The sequence below is a fragment of the Pseudomonas sp. WC1 genome, assembly GCF_050586565.1.
Taxonomy (GTDB): domain Bacteria; phylum Pseudomonadota; class Gammaproteobacteria; order Pseudomonadales; family Pseudomonadaceae; genus Aquipseudomonas.
In genome coordinates, this window is record NZ_JBOBDQ010000008.1 from 19,524 (window position 1) to 36,307 (window position 16,784).

At 64.5% G+C, this 16,784-nt stretch carries 13 protein-coding genes; 5 read left to right on the top strand and 8 right to left on the bottom strand.

Annotation, left to right across the window (positions count from 1 at the left end; translation table 11 throughout):
• Positions 1 to 19: 19 nt before the first annotated feature.
• The 4 genes from ACQ4OD_RS05430 to bglX form a co-directional block, all read right to left on the bottom strand.
• Positions 20 to 1,339 carry an MFS transporter gene (locus ACQ4OD_RS05430; protein WP_110697667.1) on the bottom strand — a complete coding sequence of 440 codons (1,320 nt, stop codon included), beginning with the start codon at positions 1,337 to 1,339 and terminating at the stop codon, positions 20 to 22.
• A 269-nt stretch (positions 1,340 to 1,608) separates the two neighbouring features.
• Complete coding sequence (locus ACQ4OD_RS05435) at positions 1,609 to 2,943, bottom strand: sigma-54-dependent transcriptional regulator (protein WP_102682756.1); 1,335 nt, start codon at positions 2,941 to 2,943, stop codon at positions 1,609 to 1,611.
• Positions 2,937 to 4,694, bottom strand: coding sequence for an ATP-binding protein (locus tag ACQ4OD_RS05440; RefSeq protein ID WP_102682755.1), 1,758 nt, complete (start codon positions 4,692 to 4,694; stop codon positions 2,937 to 2,939). Before ACQ4OD_RS05440 ends, ACQ4OD_RS05435 begins: the two co-directional genes overlap by 7 nt.
• A gap of 111 nt (positions 4,695 to 4,805) precedes the next feature.
• Positions 4,806 to 7,097, bottom strand: coding sequence for a beta-glucosidase BglX (gene bglX, locus ACQ4OD_RS05445; RefSeq protein ID WP_110697672.1), 2,292 nt, complete (start codon positions 7,095 to 7,097; stop codon positions 4,806 to 4,808).
• A 202-nt stretch (positions 7,098 to 7,299) separates the two neighbouring features.
• Here bglX and ACQ4OD_RS05450 point away from each other — a divergent pair, with 202 nt between their 5' ends.
• The 4 genes from ACQ4OD_RS05450 to ACQ4OD_RS05465 all read left to right on the top strand — a co-directional run bounded on the left by ACQ4OD_RS05450 (position 7,300) and on the right by ACQ4OD_RS05465 (position 10,160).
• Positions 7,300 to 7,908, top strand: a complete 609-nt coding sequence (locus ACQ4OD_RS05450; protein ID WP_102682753.1) for a TPM domain-containing protein — start codon at positions 7,300 to 7,302, stop codon at positions 7,906 to 7,908.
• 98 nt (positions 7,909 to 8,006) lie between these two features.
• Positions 8,007 to 9,227: a class I SAM-dependent methyltransferase gene (locus ACQ4OD_RS05455; RefSeq protein WP_430943994.1), complete on the top strand. Its 1,221-nt coding sequence runs from the start codon at positions 8,007 to 8,009 to the stop codon at positions 9,225 to 9,227.
• A gap of 166 nt (positions 9,228 to 9,393) precedes the next feature.
• Complete coding sequence (locus ACQ4OD_RS05460) at positions 9,394 to 9,666, top strand: hypothetical protein (RefSeq protein WP_232968132.1); 273 nt, start codon at positions 9,394 to 9,396, stop codon at positions 9,664 to 9,666.
• Positions 9,666 to 10,160: a helix-turn-helix transcriptional regulator gene (locus ACQ4OD_RS05465; RefSeq protein ID WP_102682750.1), complete on the top strand. Its 495-nt coding sequence runs from the start codon at positions 9,666 to 9,668 to the stop codon at positions 10,158 to 10,160. The genes ACQ4OD_RS05460 and ACQ4OD_RS05465 overlap by 1 nt, the downstream gene beginning before the upstream one ends.
• A 29-nt stretch (positions 10,161 to 10,189) precedes the next feature.
• On the opposite strand, the gene ACQ4OD_RS05470 is transcribed toward ACQ4OD_RS05465, so the two are convergent.
• The 4 genes from ACQ4OD_RS05470 to ACQ4OD_RS05485 form a co-directional block, all read right to left on the bottom strand.
• On the bottom strand, positions 10,190 to 12,742 hold the full coding sequence (locus tag ACQ4OD_RS05470; RefSeq protein WP_430943995.1) for a TonB-dependent hemoglobin/transferrin/lactoferrin family receptor: 2,553 nt from the start codon (positions 12,740 to 12,742) through the stop codon (positions 10,190 to 10,192).
• Between the two features lie 276 nt (positions 12,743 to 13,018).
• Positions 13,019 to 13,966, bottom strand: a complete 948-nt coding sequence (locus ACQ4OD_RS05475) for a FecR family protein (RefSeq protein WP_430943996.1) — start codon at positions 13,964 to 13,966, stop codon at positions 13,019 to 13,021.
• Positions 13,963 to 14,484, bottom strand: coding sequence for an RNA polymerase sigma factor (locus ACQ4OD_RS05480; protein ID WP_102682747.1), 522 nt, complete (start codon positions 14,482 to 14,484; stop codon positions 13,963 to 13,965). Before ACQ4OD_RS05480 ends, ACQ4OD_RS05475 begins: the two co-directional genes overlap by 4 nt.
• Before the next feature lie 77 nt (positions 14,485 to 14,561).
• Entirely contained in the window at positions 14,562 to 15,578 is a 1,017-nt protein-coding gene (locus tag ACQ4OD_RS05485; protein ID WP_198755319.1) for a DUF4917 family protein, read from the bottom strand.
• A 142-nt stretch (positions 15,579 to 15,720) separates the two neighbouring features.
• On the opposite strand from ACQ4OD_RS05485, the gene ACQ4OD_RS05490 reads away from it, so the two are divergent.
• Positions 15,721 to 16,779 carry a glycerophosphodiester phosphodiesterase family protein gene (locus ACQ4OD_RS05490; RefSeq protein WP_430943997.1) on the top strand — a complete coding sequence of 353 codons (1,059 nt, stop codon included), beginning with the start codon at positions 15,721 to 15,723 and terminating at the stop codon, positions 16,777 to 16,779.
• The last annotated feature ends 5 nt before the right edge of the window (positions 16,780 to 16,784 follow it).

A 16,784-nucleotide genomic window follows, 5' to 3' on the forward strand; every position in this document is an offset into this window, starting at 1 on the left:
CACGTTTGGCGAGCAGGGATCAGTCAGTGGTGATCCGCGAATGCTGCTTGGTGTCCTTCATCGTCGCGTACACCAGCAGCGAGCAGGCGATGCAGGCGGTGACGTACCAGTAGAAACCGGTCTCCATGCCGTTGCTCTTGAACCACAGGGCCACGTACTCGGCGGTGCCGCCGAAGATCGACACGGTCAGCGCGTAGGGTAGGCCCACGCCCAGGGCACGGATCTCGGTGGGAAACAGCTCGGCCTTCACCACGGCGTTGATCGAGGTGTAGCCACTGACAATGATCAATGCGGCCATGATCAGGAAGAACGCGCCCCACCACGTCTGGATGGTGTGCAGGGTGCTGAGGATCGGTACGGTGAACAGGGTGCCGAGCACACCGAAGGCGATCAGGATCGGGCGCCGGCCGATCTTGTCGGACAGGCCGCCGATCACCGGCTGCAGGCACATGAACAGGAACAGCGTGGCCGCCGAGATGGTGGTCGAGTCGCTGATGCTCATGCCTACGGTGTTGACTAGGTACTTCTGCATGTAGGTAGTGTAGGTGTAGAAGGCCAGGGTACCGCCCATGGTCAGGCCGACCACGGTCATCAGTTCCTTGGGATGACGCATCAGGGTGCGCATCAGGTTCTCTTTGGACTTTTCCTTCTTGGTGAAGGAGGCGGTCTCTTCCATGCCACGGCGCAGGTACAGGGCGACCACCGCGCACAGCGCGCCGATCACGAAGGGTACGCGCCAGCCCCAGGCGTACAGCTCCTCGGTAGTCAGCGTGTTCTGCAGGACGATCAGCACCGCCAGGGCGATGAGCTGGCCGGAGATCAGGGTGACGTACTGGAAGCTGGAGAAGAAGCCGCGGCGCTCCTTGCTGGCCATCTCGCTCAGGTAGGTGGCCGAGGTGCCGTATTCACCCCCTACCGAGAGGCCCTGCATCAGGCGGGCGATGACCAGCAGGACCGGTGCGGCGACGCCGATGGTCTCGTAGCCCGGCGTCAGCGCGATGACCAGCGAGCCGGCGCACATCAGCAGCACCGAGGCCATCAGCGCCGCCTTGCGGCCCTTGCGGTCGGCGTACAGGCCCATCAGCCAGCCACCGATCGGGCGCATGAGGAAGCCCACGGCAAAGATTGCGGCGGTGTTGAGCAGTTGGGCGGTGGTGTCGCCGGCGGGGAAGAAAGCCTTGGCGAAGTACAGCGAGAATGCGGCGTAGACGTACCAGTCGTACCATTCGACCATGTTGCCGATGGAACCACTGAAGATCGATTTGAGGCGGCTGGCGGTGGACTTTTCCGCGGCGGGCGCAACGGCCGCCCCGGTGGGCAGAGTGCTGGCGTTATCCATCAGGGATACCTTCTCGTTGTTTTTGTGGAGCGCGCTCGGGGCGCAGCTTGAGAAGGGTTTTGCAGGAGGTGTGCCAAATGGGGGCTTGGTGGTCCATTTGGGGGCGTCTTGTGCCCTGTCGCTGGCAACCCAGCTCCCACCGTATCTGGCTTGCATGGTGCCTGGGGGGCGCTGGCTTGCCAGCGATGGGCTGCCAGGCAGTCCCGGCGATTCAGCATGCAGTGAGCGAACTTCCGCTCATTTGCCTGGACAGATAAGCGGAAATCCGCTCATTCGTTGCCGAGAAAGTCCTCACGCACCAGGCCATGGCGCTGCATCTTCTCGTTCAGCGTACGCCGCGGCAGTTGCAGCGCCTCCATCACCCCCTTGATCTCGCCCCGATGCTGGCGCAGCGCCGCACGCAAGCATTGGGCTTCGAACGCCTCCATCTGTTCGCCCAGCGACTGCCCGCCTGGCAGGCTCTCAAGGTTCTGCGAATCCAGCCCCAAGGCATGACGTTCGGCAGCATTGGCCAACTCACGCACATTGCCCGGCCAGTCGTGGGCCAGCAGCTGCGCCAATCGTCCTCCGCCGACCGGTGGGGCATGGCGGCCCAGGCGTTCGGCAGCGGTGCGAGCGAAGTGTTCGAACAGCAGCGGGATGTCTTCACGGCGCTCGCGCAGCGGTGCCAGGCGCAGCTCGGCAACGTTGAGGCGGTACGCCAGGTCTTCGCGAAAGCGCCCAGCACGGGCCTCTTCAAGCAGGTCCGGTTTGGTCGCGGCGATGATGCGCAGATCGACGGCGATGCTCTGGTTGGCCCCCAGGCGCTCAAGCCTCTGCTCCTGGATCACCCGCAACAGTTTGGCTTGCTGGGCCAGGGGCATGCTCTCGATCTCGTCGAGGAACACCGTACCGCCATTGGCGTACTCCAGCTTGCCGACGCGCTTGCCCTGAGCGCCGGTAAAGGCGCCGCTTTCATGGCCGAACAGTTCGGCTTCGAACAATGTTTCGGGGATGGCCGCGCAGTTTAGCGCGACAAAGGGTTTGTCGGCGCGCGGGCCGAAGTCGTGCAGGCAGCGCGCCACGCGCTCCTTGCCGCTGCCAGTTTCGCCACGGATCAGCACGTTGACCGGCAGGCTGGCCAGCTCCAGCACCTGTCGGCGCAGTTGCTGCAACCCCTGGGACATGCCCAGCAAGGTGTTCTCCAGCTGGGCCTTGAGGTCGGCCTGCTCATGCAGGCGGCGGTTTTCCAGGACCAGCTGGCGTTTTTCCAGGGCCCGGCGCAGGCTGCCCATCAGGTGCTGTGGGGTAAAGGGCTTTTCCAGAAAGTCGTAGGCACCGTTGCGCATCGCCTCCACCGCCATGGGCACATCGCCGTGGCCGGTGAGCAGAATCACCGGCAGGTCGGGGTCGGCCTGCTGGAGCCGGTCGAGCAATTGCAGACCGGACATGCCGGGCATGCGCACGTCGCTGAGGATCACGCCGGGAAAGTGCGCCGGGAGTTGCGCCAGGCACTCCTCGGCACGCTCGAAAAGCTGCACGTTGAAGCCTGACAGGCTCAGCCATTGTTCCACCGCAGCGCGGATGCTGGCTTCGTCATCGACAACGATCACTGAATTCAACATACCGTCTCCAGGTCGCGGGGCAGGGTGAGGCTGAAGCGGGCGCCCCCCGGCAGGTTCTCGACCTGCAGGTGGCCGCCGGCATCGATGACGATGCCGTAGGAGATGGCCAGGCCCAGGCCCAGGCCCTCGCCGACCGGCTTGGTGGTGAAGAACGGGTCGAAGACCCGGCAAAGGTCGGTGTCGAGGATGCCGCCACCGGAGTCGAGCACGCTCAGGCGCCACTGCGCATCGTCCGCCTCGATACGGATCTCCAGGCGTTTGTAGCGCTTGTCGGCCATGGCGTCGAGGGCGTTGCGCAGCAGGTTGATCAGCACTTGCTCCAGGCGGATCGCATCGCCACGGACCCAGGCCGGGCGCGCCAGGTACAGCGCCACCTCGACGTTTTCGGCGCGCATGCGAGTGTCCAGCAGGTGCAATGCCTGGTCGACCACGGTGGCCAGGTCCAGGCGTTCGCGCAGGCCTCCGGGGCTGTTGCGGGCGAAGGTTTTCAGGTGGCCGGTGAGCGCGGCCATGCGACTGAGCATCTGCTCGAGCGGTTCCAGGGCCTGGCGGGCTTCGTCATGACGGCCATGATCAAGCAGCAGGCGCAAGGTTTCCAGTTGCATGCGCTGGGTGGTAAGAGGCTGGTTGATCTCGTGGGCCAGCGCGGCCGACATCTGCCCCAGCGCCGCCAGCTTGGCCGACTGCACCAGGCCTTCCTGGGCCGTGCGCAGCTCGCGGGTACGCTCCTCGACCTGGCGCTTGAGCTCCTCGCGGCTGCGTTGACGCAGACGGGCCAGGCGCAGGCGCTGGCTGACGAACAGCGCGGCGAACACCAGGCTCAGCCAGATCGCCGCGGCGGCGAGGGCGGCGTTGCGCCCATCCTCGGCGACCTGCGGCTTGCGCAACAGGTGCAGGGTCCAGCCTTCGGCCTCCAGGGGCAGGCGCTCCCACAGGTACTCGGCGGTGCCATCCGGGCCTTGCACGCGGGTCAGGTGGCTGGTGTCGGTGAAGCGAGTCAGGGCCTGGTGCTGCAGGGGCACCAGCGGCTGCTTGTCGTACTGGCGGGTCTCCGCCAGCTCGGCGCGGTCGGCACCGGACAGCGGTTGCAGTTCGCGGTAACGCCAGCCGTCCTGGTTGGCAATGAAGGTGATGCCGCGGGCATCGCTGACCAGCAGGATGTCGTTGCCCTGGCGCCACTCGCGCTCGAGCTCCGGGAACTCCAGCTTGACCACCATGGCGCCGAGGAAGCGGCCATGTTCGTCGTTCACCGCGCTCGCCAGGAAATAACCTGGCACGCCGCTGGTCACGCCGACGGCGTAGAAGCGGCCACTGCCCTGGCTGCGGGTCTGTTTGAAATAGGGGCGAAAGCCGTAGTTGGAACCGACATAGGTGGTCGGCAGGCGCCAGTTGCTGGCCGCGATGGCCAGGCCCGTGCGGTCCAACAGCTCCAGGGTGGAAGAGTTGGCGGCGCCGTTGATGCGTTCGAGCTTGCGGTTCAGGGCGTCCTGCACCTGTTCGGTAACCGGGCCGCGCAGGGCGGCGATCAGTTCAGGGTCCAGCGCCAGTACCGCAGGCAATGCACGGTAGCGCTCGATCAGGGTATGCAGGGCGTTGGCATACAGGCCCAGTTGCTGGCCGGCCCGGCGGGCGTCGGTTGCCATCGCCTCGCGCTTGGCCTGGTGCATGGCCCAGCCGGCGCTGAGTGTGGTGCCGACCAGGATCAGCAGGATGATCAAACCCAGGCGCAGGGTGCGGAAGGATGAGGGCATGGGGCGGATCCGGGGTTGCGGTTGTCTGTGCCGGCCTCTTCGCGGGGCAAGCCCGCTTCCACAGCGTGATGTGTGGAAACGGGCTTGTCCCGCGATGGGGCCGGGTCTGGCTTACAGCAGCTCGAAGCTCTGCTGTTGCACCGCTTCGGAATCGAGGCCGACCTGCACGTTGAACTGGCCAGCCTCGGCAACGTGCTGCAGTTGGCCATTGTAGAACTTCAGATCCTGCTCACTGATGTCGAAAGTCAAGGTTCGCGACTCGCCGGCCTTGAGCATCAGCTTCTGGAAGTTCTTCAGCTCCTTCACCGGGCGGCTCATCGACGCGCTCTGGTCCTGGATATACAGCTGCACCACGGTCTCGCCGTCACGCTTGCCGGTGTTCTTCACGACGACCTTGGCCTTGAGGGTCGCGCCGCGCTTTAGCTCGGTCTGCGACAAGGTCAGGTCGGACAGTTCGAAGCTGGTGTAGCTCAGGCCGTAGCCGAACGGATACAGCGGGCCGTTTGGCTCCTCGAAGTACTGCGAGGTGTAGTTGCCCGGCTTGCCTGGGGTGAACGGGCGGCCGATGCGCATGTGGTTGTAGTACATCGGGATCTGCCCGACCGAACGCGGGAAGGTGATGGCCAGCCGCCCGGACGGGTTGTAGTCGCCGAACAGTACGTCGGCGATGGCGTTGCCGCCTTCGGTGCCGCTGAACCAGGTTTCGAGGATGGCGTCGGCCTGCTCGCGTTCCCAGGCGATCGACAGCGGACGGCCGTTCATCAGCACCAGCACCAAGGGTTTTCCGGTGGCCTTGAGCGCCTTGATCAGGTCGCGTTGTACCGCGGGGATCTCCAGGGTGGTGCGGCTTGAGGACTCGTGGGACATGCCCCGGGACTCGCCGACCACGGCCACGACCACGTCCGATTGCCTGGCGGCCTTGACCGCTTCGTCGATCAGCACCGCGGCCGGACGCGGGTCGTCGACGATTTCCGGGGCGTCGAAGTTGAGGAAGTTCAGGTAATCGAACATCGCCTTGTCGCCAGTGACGTTCGAGCCTTTGGCGTACACCAGCTTGGCCTTGCCTTCGACGGCGCGGCGCAAACCTTCACGCACGGTCACCGAGTGCTGCGGTTTACCGTCGGCGGCCCAACTGCCCATCATGTCGATCGGCGCATCGGCCAGTGGGCCGACCACGGCGATGGTGCCGGCCTTTTTCAGGGGCAGGGTCTGCTCGCGGTTTTCCAGCAGCACCAGGCCGCGGCGTGCCACGTCACGCGCGGCTTCGCGGTGCAGGCGGTCCTCGGCGTAGTAGTCCTTCAGGTCGGTCTCAGGCTTTGGAATGCGCACGTAGGGGTCTTTGAACAGACCCATGTCGTACTTGGCGCCCAGCACTTCACGCACTGCCTGGTCCAGTTCTGCCTGGCTGACCTCACCGGACTTCAACAACCCAGGCAGTTCTTCGCCGTAGAGGGTGTCGTTCATGCTCATGTCGATGCCGGCCTTGATCGCCAGCTTGGCGGCTTCGCGGCCGTCACGGGCCACGCCATGGCGGATCAGTTCCTGGATGGCGCCGTGGTCGCTGATGGTCACGCCCTTGAAGCCCCACTGCTTGCGCAGCAAGTCGTTCATCAGCCAGGTGTTGGACGTGGCCGGCACGCCGTTGATCGAGTTCAGCGCCACCATCACCCCGCCAGCACCGGCGTCGAGCGCGGCGCGGTAGGGCGGCAGGTAGTCGTTGTACATCTTCGGCAGGCTCATATCGACCGTGTTGTAGTCGCGGCCCCCTTCCACGGCGCCGTACAGGGCGAAGTGCTTGACGATGGCCATGATGCTGTCGGCATTGGCCGGGCTCGACCCCTGGAACGACTTGACCATCACCTGGCCGATCTTCGAAGTCAGGTAGGTGTCCTCGCCAAAGCCTTCGCTGGTGCGCCCCCAACGCGGGTCGCGGGCAATGTCGACCATCGGTGCGAAGGTCATGTCCAGCGAGTCGGCGGCCGCCTCGACGGCCGAGGTGCGGCCGACCTTGGCGATGGCGTCCATGTCCCAGGACGAGGCCAGGCCCAGGCCGATCGGGAAGATGGTGCGTTCGCCATGGATGGTGTCGTAGGCGAAGAACATCGGGATCTTGAGGCGGCTGCGCATGGCCGCGTCCTGCATCGGACGGTTCTCCGGGGCGGTGCGCGAGTTGAAGGTGCCGCCGATGCGTCCGGCGGCGATTTCCTCGCGGATCTTCGCGTGGGGCATCTCGGGGCCGATGCTGATCAGGCGTAGCTGGCCGATCTTCTCGGCCTCGGTCATCTGGCTGATCAGATGGTCGACGAACGCCTGCTTGTCCTGCAGGGGCGGGGCGATAGGGGCGGCAAGGGCCGCCTGACTGGCAAGGCCCATGGCCAGGCCCAGCAAAGACAGTTTCATCATCAATTCCGTTGTCGAGTGATAGCGGTGGGCCGAGACGTTTCGTATGCCTGTTGTTGTCGTGTCCGCTGGCCGTGTTGTGGATCATTCATCCATGATCCGACGCAGTCGCGGATTATGCCTTATATGAGGCATTTGTTGAGATACACTCTCGCCCACCCGATTGCCGGGATAACAACGATAAGAACGCTCGAGAGACGATGGCATGACCGAATACGAACAGCGCCAGATCGCCGAGGCGATTGCACGCGCCGAACGGCGCACCGATGCGGAGCTTGTGACCGTGCTGGCCCGCCGCGCCGATGATTTCCCCTACTTGCCGTTGATCTGGGCCGCCTTGCTGGCCTTGTTGATACCCGGCGCGTTGCATGTGTGGCTGGGTGGTATCGGCGTCAATGGCCTGTTGTTGGCGCAGATGCTGACCTTCATCAGCTTGTGCCTGGTGTTGCGCCATCCGCGCCTGGCTGCCTGGGTGGTGCCGTCGATGTTGCGCCGCCGGCGCGCTTCGGGCCTGGCCCGCCAGCAGTTTCTCGAGCTCAACCTGCAGCGTACCGCCGGGGCCACGGGCGTGCTGATCTTCGTCAGCGAAGCCGAGCGCCATGTCGAGATCCTGGTCGACGAGGGCATCGCCCGGCACCTGCCCGAGCAGGCGCGCGAGGCGATCGTCGCCCGTTTCACCGACCAGGTGCGCCAGGGCCATACCTTGCAGGGCTTCGTCGAATGCATCGAGGCCTGCGGCGAGCTGCTCAGCGAACATGTACCCCCGACCCATGCGCGCAACGAACTGCCCAACCGCCTGGTGATTCTCGACTGACCGTTGGCGAGCAAGGGCATGTTTCGCCAGGGGCATCATCGACGTAGAATGCCCGGCATTGCGCATCGCGCTCCCCGCATTTCGAGGCACCCGTTTCCATGTCTTCCCCTTCCTCCGCCCCTGGCGCGCCGGACGCGCGCGCCCAGTTCCTGAGCCTGCTCGCCGATGCGCTGGGCGACGGCAGCCTGAGCAAGCTGGTGCTGGCCCGCCATGTCGGTACCGACCAGACCCTGCAGCGGATCATCGCCAAGCAGGTGCAGATCAAGGGCCAGGCCTGCCTGTCGTTGGTCTACCGCCACCAGACTCGCGACATCACCCGAAACCTGGGGTTGGACGAGGCGCAGGTGCTGGTGGCTGAACTGCTGCCCGAGGGCTTTCGCAACGCGCACCTGTTCACCGCTGCTGGCGAGGTGCAACTGGAGTTCAGCAAGAAAGGCAAGCCGATGCTGCGCCGGCACCTGGCCCAGCAGACGCCCCGCGAGGCGGGCGCGGGTGGCCATGATCGGCAGAAGAAGCGTTACCTGGAGCTGTCGCGGCCGTTCCTGCGCGACCTGGGGGTGACTGACGCGCAGGGCGCGCTGATCCCGTCCATGTCGCGCAAATGGAAGCAGATCAACAAGTTCATCGAGGTCTTCGACCATGCCTTGAGCGACGCGCCCGTGAACCCCCAGCAGAGCCTGAAGGTCGCCGACTTCGGTTCGGGCAAGGGCTACCTGACCTTTGCCATGCATGACTACCTGCGCAACACCCTCGCCCGTGAGGCGCAGGTCACCGGTGTCGAGCTGCGCCCGGACATGGTCGAGTTGTGCAACGCCGCCGCCGTGCGCCTGGAGCACCCGGGCCTGGTGTTCGAATGCGGCGATGTGCGCAGCGTGGTGCCTGAGGCCATCGATGTGATGATCGCCTTGCATGCCTGCGACATCGCCACCGACTATGCCATCCACACCGGTATTCGCTGCAGCGCCGCGATCATCATGTGCTCGCCGTGCTGCCACAAGCAGATCCGCCCGCAGTTGCACAGCCCGGGGTTGTTGCAACCGATGCTGCAGTACGGGCTGCACCTGGGCCAGCAGGCCGAGATGCTCACTGACAGCCTGCGCGCCCTTTACCTGGAGGCTTGCGGCTACGAGACCAAGGTGTTCGAGTTCATCTCGCTCGAGCATACCAACAAGAACAAGATGATCCTTGCGGTCAAGCGTCGGCAGCCCCAGGACAATGCGGGTCTGCTGGAGAAAATCGCCGAGCTCAAGGCGTTCTATGGGGTGCGCGAGCATTGTCTGGAGACGTTGTTGAAGGCGGATGGGCTGATCGCTGGATGATCGACCTACAGCACTTTCACAAATTCAGTTAGGTCGTTTCCGAAGCGACCTTTTTGAGCCCGTTGCATCCCTCTTGGCACCTAGTCTGGCTTGTGATGACGCCTGTCGGCGTTGCGCGGTTGTCACTTGACAACCTCTTTCTCATATCCATACTGGAGCTCAACCGATGGTCCGTCCCCTCCATCCAAACAAGGAAGTCGAACAGTCCCTGACGCACGCCGAGGCGCGGGGCTGGAGAGTCTCCGTGCGAGGTGGCCATTGCTGGGGGCGGATCTATTGCCCTAACAACGACCGCGAATGCTGCTGCGGCGAGTTCTGCATCACCAGCGTGTGGAGCACGCCCAGGAACCCGGGCACCTTCGCCCGCCAGTTACGCCGGATCGTGGACAACTGTACGTCGACAAGCGCGATAGCCAATCAGTCAGTGGAGCGAAAGTGATGGAGTACGAGTTCACCCTCAAATACCAATTGACCGAGGACATGGACGTCGATGCGCTGATCGAGCGCCTGGGGGAGGCCGGTTGCGATGATGCAGTGGTCGGTAGCGGCCAACCGGGCCGTCTGGCCCTGGCCTTCGCCCGCGAGGGCGGCACGGCGCGGGAGGCGCTGCACAGCGCCCTGGCGGATGTGCGGCAAGTGTTGCCGGATGCCCGGCTGATCGAGGCCAGTCCCGACCTGGTCGGCCTGACCGATGTGGCGGAGCTGGTGGGGGTCTCCCGGCAGAACATGCGCAAGCTCATGCTCACCCATCACCGCACCTTTCCGGCCCCGGTGCATGACGGCACGCTCTCGCTCTGGCACCTCGCCGACATCCTGTCGTGGATGCAGGCGCGCGGCACGCATGCCGTCGCCCAGGCAGTCCATGAGCTGGCCATCGTGGCGATGCAGGTGAATGTCGCCAGGGCCCAGGAGCGGGTGGCGAACGGCAGGTGATGCACTCCGTTGCATCATTGCCAGCGGGCTCAGAAGAACCGGGTCACGCTGATCTTGGCATTGCGTCCCTGGGTATAGGCGTTCTCACCTGACAGCTCTGGCCGGATGGCCTTGTTGAACAGGTTGTCCACGGTCAGGTTGACCTCGGTGCCCTTGAGGTAGGGTTGTTGCGGCTTCCAGTTGGCGAACAGGCCATGTATCTGGTACTTCTCGTTGCCGAAGTTGTCGTAGTAGCGGTCACCGAGCGCGCTGGCCGGGCCCTCGAAGTACTTGTCGCTGGGCAGGTGGTGGGTGGCGCCGACGAACTGCGCGGTCCAGCCGACCCGGGCGTCCCAGGCCGGGATCTTCACGCCAAGGGTGGTGATCCATTTCGGTGCCGGTACATCCTTGGCCCAGACATCCGGCCCCCAGGGGTTGGTGTACGCGCCCTCGTGGCGACCCTCCATCCAAGAGTACGACAGCGCACCGAACCAATAGGTGGCGTCGTAGAAGGTCTCGACTTCGAAACCCTTGTAGGTCACATCGCCGATATTGCGGTAGTTGCCCATCAGCCCGTCGCCGCAGGTGTTGGCAATGGTGCCGCCGCTGACCAGTTGCTCCTGGCAGCCGATGCCGGTGGCCTTGAAGATCTCGTCAGTGACCTTGTTGTGGAATGCCATGGTGCGAATCTGCGCGCTGTCGCCTTGGCTGAACACATTGGTGAAGGTACTGATGCTGCCGACCCGCACACCGATGATGCGCTCGGGGTCGAGGTTGCGACTGGTGGCGGTGCGGCTGCCGACACCCTGCACTTCATACTGTTCATCCAGCACCGGGGCGCGCCAGGTCTTGCTGTAGTCGGCGAACAGCGCGGTCTGTTCGTTCATCTTCCAGAACAGCGACAGACGTGGCGACCAGCCGCTGTAGGTCTTGTCGCTGTAGTCGTGGCCAGCCTCCGGGTTGTTGTAGTACGGCGCCTGGTTGGGCTTGCCCTCGTTGGTCACGTGGTCGTAGCGCAACGATGGCGTGATGGTCAGGTCGCCCAGGGTGATGGCGTCCTGCAGGTAGTAGCCCTGGCTGTCGACCTGGCCGCTGGGCATGAAGTACGGTTGGTAGTGACCATAGTTGTACTTGGGTACTTCGTAGGTCTTGCCGGGCATCCACATCTGCGTGTCGCGGTCATGGCGACGCACCTGCACGCCTGCGGTGAGCGCATGTTCCAGGGGACCGGTGAGGAAGGTGCTGGTGTTCTTCACATCAAGCATGCGGTCCTTGTACTCGGTGTCCATCTTGCGCCCACCGGTGGCGGGCTGGAAGAACGCCGTTGCGTCGCGCTCATCGGTCTGCTTGGTGTCCGATTCGGAGTACTTCACCTGCAGGTCCACCCACGGGTTCTCGATCGGTTGGTACTTGTAGGTGGCCGACCAGGTGGTGTCGATGGTGCGGCGGTTGGCGAGGAAACGCTTGAGGGCAGCTTCGTAGCCGTACTTCTTGATATCCGCCGCAGTGGGGGGCGTGCTGAAGGCGGTCGATGAGAAGGTGGTCCAGCGCTGGCTTTCCGATTGTGCCCAGGACAGCCCCAGGCTGTGCTCGTCGGTGAAATGTATGTTGGTTTTTAGCAAAGCGCCGTCCAGGTCCAGGGCGCTGTAGGGGATGCGCTGGGGGTTGATCGGCCATTTGCCGGTGGGGTCGGGCAGGCTGTCGGCCATCTTCAGGTTGCCGCCGTCGCGCTTGGTGTAATACACCAGGCCGTCGATGCGACCGTCGTCGGTACGGCCGAACAATGCCGAGCTGTAGATCTGCTGGTGGTCGTTGCTGCCATAGCCGTACTTGAGCATCGCACCGCTGTTGCGGCCCTCTTGCAGCAAGTCGCCGGCGTCCTTGGTTTCCATATTGACGCTGCCGCCAAAGCCGCCGTTGCCGGTCTTGACCGAGTGCGGGCCTTTTTCGACCTCGATGTGCTTGATCAGCTCGGGCTCGATGAAGATGGTACCTTGCTGATAGCGCTCAAAGCCGCTCTTGGGCGCACCGTCGAGGGTCATCGGCACGTCCTCGGCGTCGCCAAAGCCCCAGATGTTGATGGTCTGGCCGCCGGGCTTGGACGAGCCGCCCATGTTCACCCCCGGCAGGGTCGCCAGCACGCTGGGAATGTTGCTGGGCTGGTAGCGGTCGATCTGCTCCTGGTCGAGCGTCGAGCGCCCGACGTTGCCAGCGTCGACCTGCTGCCCGTCACCCACGATGCTCACGGCACCGAGTTGCAGGCTGTTGTCGGCAGTCGGGTCGTCTTCGCGCAGGCGTACCACGTAGGTATTGCCCATGCGCACCACGTTGAAGCGGCTGCCGACCAGCAGGCGGCTGATAGCCACTTCGGCTTCGAAGTCGCCCTTGAGCGCCGGTGCCTGGGCACCGCCGAACAGGGCCTCGTCGAACAGCAGCTGGACCTTGGCCTGCTGGGCCAGTTGGCTCAGCGAGCGCGCCAGCGGTTGCGCCGGCAGGTCGAACGGTACCGGTGCGGCTTCGGCGGCCAGGCTCATGGCCAGGCACAGGGCCAGCAATGTGGGTCGGACAGGCAGGCAGTGCAATGGACGCATCGCGGACAACATGGTTTCCCCCAAACGGCAAAAGGCCGGAAAAAGCCCGCCATCACGCGGCAGGCGGGGAGGAAGACGCGATGTTGCGACAAAACCTCACCTGCGAATGATAAAAATTCTCAAATTATTTTTTTAGGGTCTGTACGAAATGTGTCTGCGCGAAGGCCAGACAAGGCGAAACGGGGGGAGGAACGGCCGGGGTCGCGCCCGACTGTACTGGAGTACATGAGCATTCCGAGCCCCGTTTCAACGCAGTATGGGCGAGTGCAGATATATTTCGTACAGAGCCTAGCGCCGCTCGATGCGCAGGCGCCCGTCCGCCAGCAAGGTGGTCTTGACCGGCAACAGGGCGGGCAGGGCATTGAGCAGGGCGTCCGGGTCGTGGACGTCGAGATTGCCGGACACCTTGTAGCGGCCAAGCGTCGGGTCGGCCAGCACCACCGGCTGCTGGCGATACAGGCCGAGCTCGTCAATCAGGCTGGCCAGTTCGCGGTTGCGAAAGCTCACATGGCCCTCGCGCCAGTCGGCCACCTGTTGTTCGCCCAGTTCACGGCGGGTCAGGGTGCCGCGTGCCAGGTCGTAGGTGGCGCCCTGGCGGGCACCGAGCAACAACGGCGGTTGTCGCTCGCCGGGGGTGTCGAACGCCACCTGCCCGTGGGCGACCGCGACCACCAGTTCGCGGTCGCCCCGGCGCACATCGAAGCCAGTGCCGACCACGCGCACGCGGCCGCTGCCCGCATCGACGAACAGCGGCCGCTCCTTGTCGGGTGCCACCTCGATATACAGCTGGCCATGTTCGAGCTGGATCAGCCGCTGTTCGGCGCTGAAGTCCAGGCGCAGGCGGGTCTGGGCGTTGACATGCAGCTGGCTGCCATCGGGCAGTTGCAGCACCTGCAGGGCCTGGCTGGCGCTGATGCGCTTGCTGAAGGCTTCGCTACCCGCGCCCAGATTGCCGGCCAGTATGGCGCAGAGCAGGGCCGCCGCCGTTGCCAGGGCCGGGCGCCAGCGCGGCGCCCGGCGTACCGGCAAGGGTACGGGGCGATTGGCTTGCTTGAGGGCGGCCAGGTCATCCCACAGCTGTTCGAACTGGCGATAGGCGCGGGTGTGCTCGGGCGTCTGCATCCACCGGGCGAATGCCTTGCGGTCTTGCCGTGACGGCTGGTTGCGGTTGCGGCTGAACCAACTCGCCGCCTGGGCGTCGATCGGGCGCGGGTCGAGCTCGTCGGTGGGGGTCATGGGAACTGCTCCGTGCCGTTGTCACTGTCCAGGCGTTGCTTGCATTGCAGCAGGGCGGCGGCGATGTGCTTTTCGACCATGCTGACGGAAATGTTCATGCGTTCGGCGATCTGGGCCTGGGTCAGGCCTTCGAAACGGTGCAGCATAAGGGCTTCGCGGCGTCGCGGCGAGAGTTCTGCGAGCACCTGACGCAATTGATCCAGCCGTTGTTGCTGTTGGGCATGGTCCAGGGGGTCATTGGCCGGCGCGCTCTGCTGCTCGGGCAGGGTGTCGTCGGCCAGCGCCGCATGGCGCACCTTCTGCCTGCGCCAATGGTCGCTCAGCAGGTTGCGCGCCACCTGGAACAGGAACGCGCGCGGCTGCTCCACCTTGGCCCGATCCCGGTAACCCAGCCATTGGGCGAACACATCCTGGGTCATGTCCGCCGCGTCACTGGCATTGTCCATGCGCTTGCGCAGGAAATGCAGGATGTCGGCATAGAAACCGTGGGCGACGGGGTCGGGTTTGGGGCGCTGCATGCACGCTTTCCGGGGCTGGCGGGGAGGAAAGGGTGCGGATCTTATCGAGAATTATTTACATTTGCAAAGTGTGCGGCTCAGCGCCGTCGATCCTGTGTGGCCGGAACGGGGATGGTCAGTTCAGCCAAGCCTAGGGGGTGGCTGGAGGCATCGAAAAAGTGCAGCGGAACCTGCGAAAGATCGCCAAAGCGATCAATGAAGTGCTGCTTCTGGTTGATGACCGAGGCCTCGCTTAGCGGCCGGATCGCGATGGCCAGGTGCTTGGGCCGAGCCAGGCGGATGGCGTCGAGCAGGTGCTGGTCGCTGGTGTCCAGATGCTGGCCGAACAAGCATAGTCCGTCGTGTTCGCGGGCCAGCTGTCCCAGGCTCCAGGACAGGTAGTCGGAGTTGCGGATGGCGCGCAGCTTGTCTTCGCTGCGGCTTTCGTTGACGAACAGCGGTACTTCGCCGGGAATGTTCACGGCGAAACCTTCGAGCAGTTCGGCCTGTTCTGCGCTGCGTCGGCGGGTACTGCCGTCAGGCAACTTGAGCAGGTGCATGCCGCCGTGCAGGTGCAGGATGCGGATACCGTCGGCCTGGCTGCGGCGCACGTCGAAGAAACCCTGTTCGTCGAACAGGTTGGCGAAACCTTGCGTATCCTCGGCCACGGCCCAGGGCAGGATCAGGTCGTAGTTGCTGGTGTAGACGCTGCGGTACTGGCGCAGCGCCTGGTTGATGGCCGTACGCGTCGCACTGGGGAAGCGCGGCCAGGGCAGGTGCACGGCGCGCACCGCGTGGATCAGCGCTTCCTTGATCGAGTAGTAGCGGTTCAGCGGCGCGGTGGAGTTGATCGCCAGCGCGGCGTTGGCCCGCACGGTGGTGTTCAGGGTGCTGAGCAGCGGCTCGAACAGCTCACTGCCCAGGGCCTTGAACAGTGCCTGGTCGCTCACCCCCAAAGCCTTGTGCCGCACCCGCTGGGCTTCCTCGAACAGCGAGAAGTAGCCGAACGGTTTCCACAGCGCGCGGCTGGCACCATTGCCCAGCAGCAGGGCGGTGCTGGGGTGGCGCTGGTTGAGGTCGGCCCAGGTGGGCAAGTGGGCGTCGAGTGCGGGCATGGGCGGTCCATTGGGTGGGGCGGAAAACGCCGGGGACTTTAGCATGTCATGCAGAGTGTGCGAGGCTTGCGCCCTCAAGGACTGCACCGTTGACCTTGCCGGCGTCTTCCAGGGGCCGGCCCCGATCTGCAAAGGACTACCCATGCACAAGACCCTTCTCCTGGCCACCTTGCTGGCGAGTACCGCGGCCCATGCCTCCGACGGCAAGGCCCTCGCCAAGGCCCAGGACATCCCGCATCCGGCCGTGATCGCTCACCGTGGCGCCTCGTTCGATGCTCCCGAGTCCACCACTCCCGCCTACCTGCTGGCCCGCGAACTGGGCGCCGACTACCTGGAAATGGACTTGCAGCGCACCCGCGATGGCGTGCTGGTGGTGGTCCACGACGATGTGCTGGCACGCACCAGCGACGTCGCCGAACGTTACCCCGAGCGCAAGGCGAGCCCGGTCAGCGCCTTCACCTTGGCCGAACTCAAGGCGCTGGACGCCGGCAGCTGGTTCAACAAGGCCTATCCAGAGCGTGCCCGCGAAGCGTTCAAGGGCCAGCGCATTCTGACCCTGGACGAAGTGATCAATATCGCCGAAGGCAACCCCGAGCGTCATCCGGGCCTTTACATCGAGACCAAGGAGCCGGCGCAGTTTCCCGGTATCGAGCAGGACCTGAAAAAACGCCTCGAGGCCCGTGGCTGGCTCGACAAGCCGGGCAAGGTGATCTTGCAGACCTTCGATCGCAACAGCCTCAAGCTGCTGCACGAGGTCATGCCGCAGGTGCCGAAGATCCTCTTGCTGTGGGTGGCCAAGGGTAGCATCGAGCCGGCTTCCGGGCAGGACTTCGCCGAATCCGGTGAGCAGGACAAGCCGGCCTTCTACGCCCGTCAGCAACCCAAGGACCGTGCCGAGTTCCAGCGCTGGCTCGACTATGCCAAGGCCGGCGGCGCCATTGGTACCGGCCCTTCGGCAATCCGTACCCACCTCGGCGAACAGAGCTACTCCGACCTGATCCAGCCGTGGATGAACCAGGCCAGCCACGACAAGGGGCTGCTGGTGCACGTATACACCCTCGACGAGGCGGTGGATTTCGACAAGGCGATGAAAGCCGGCGTCGACGGCATCTTCACCAACCGTGCCGGTGAGCTGATGCGTTTCTATAAACGACCGATGCCACAGAACGAAGAACAGTTGCTGCGCAAGCTGGGTTACTGATCGGC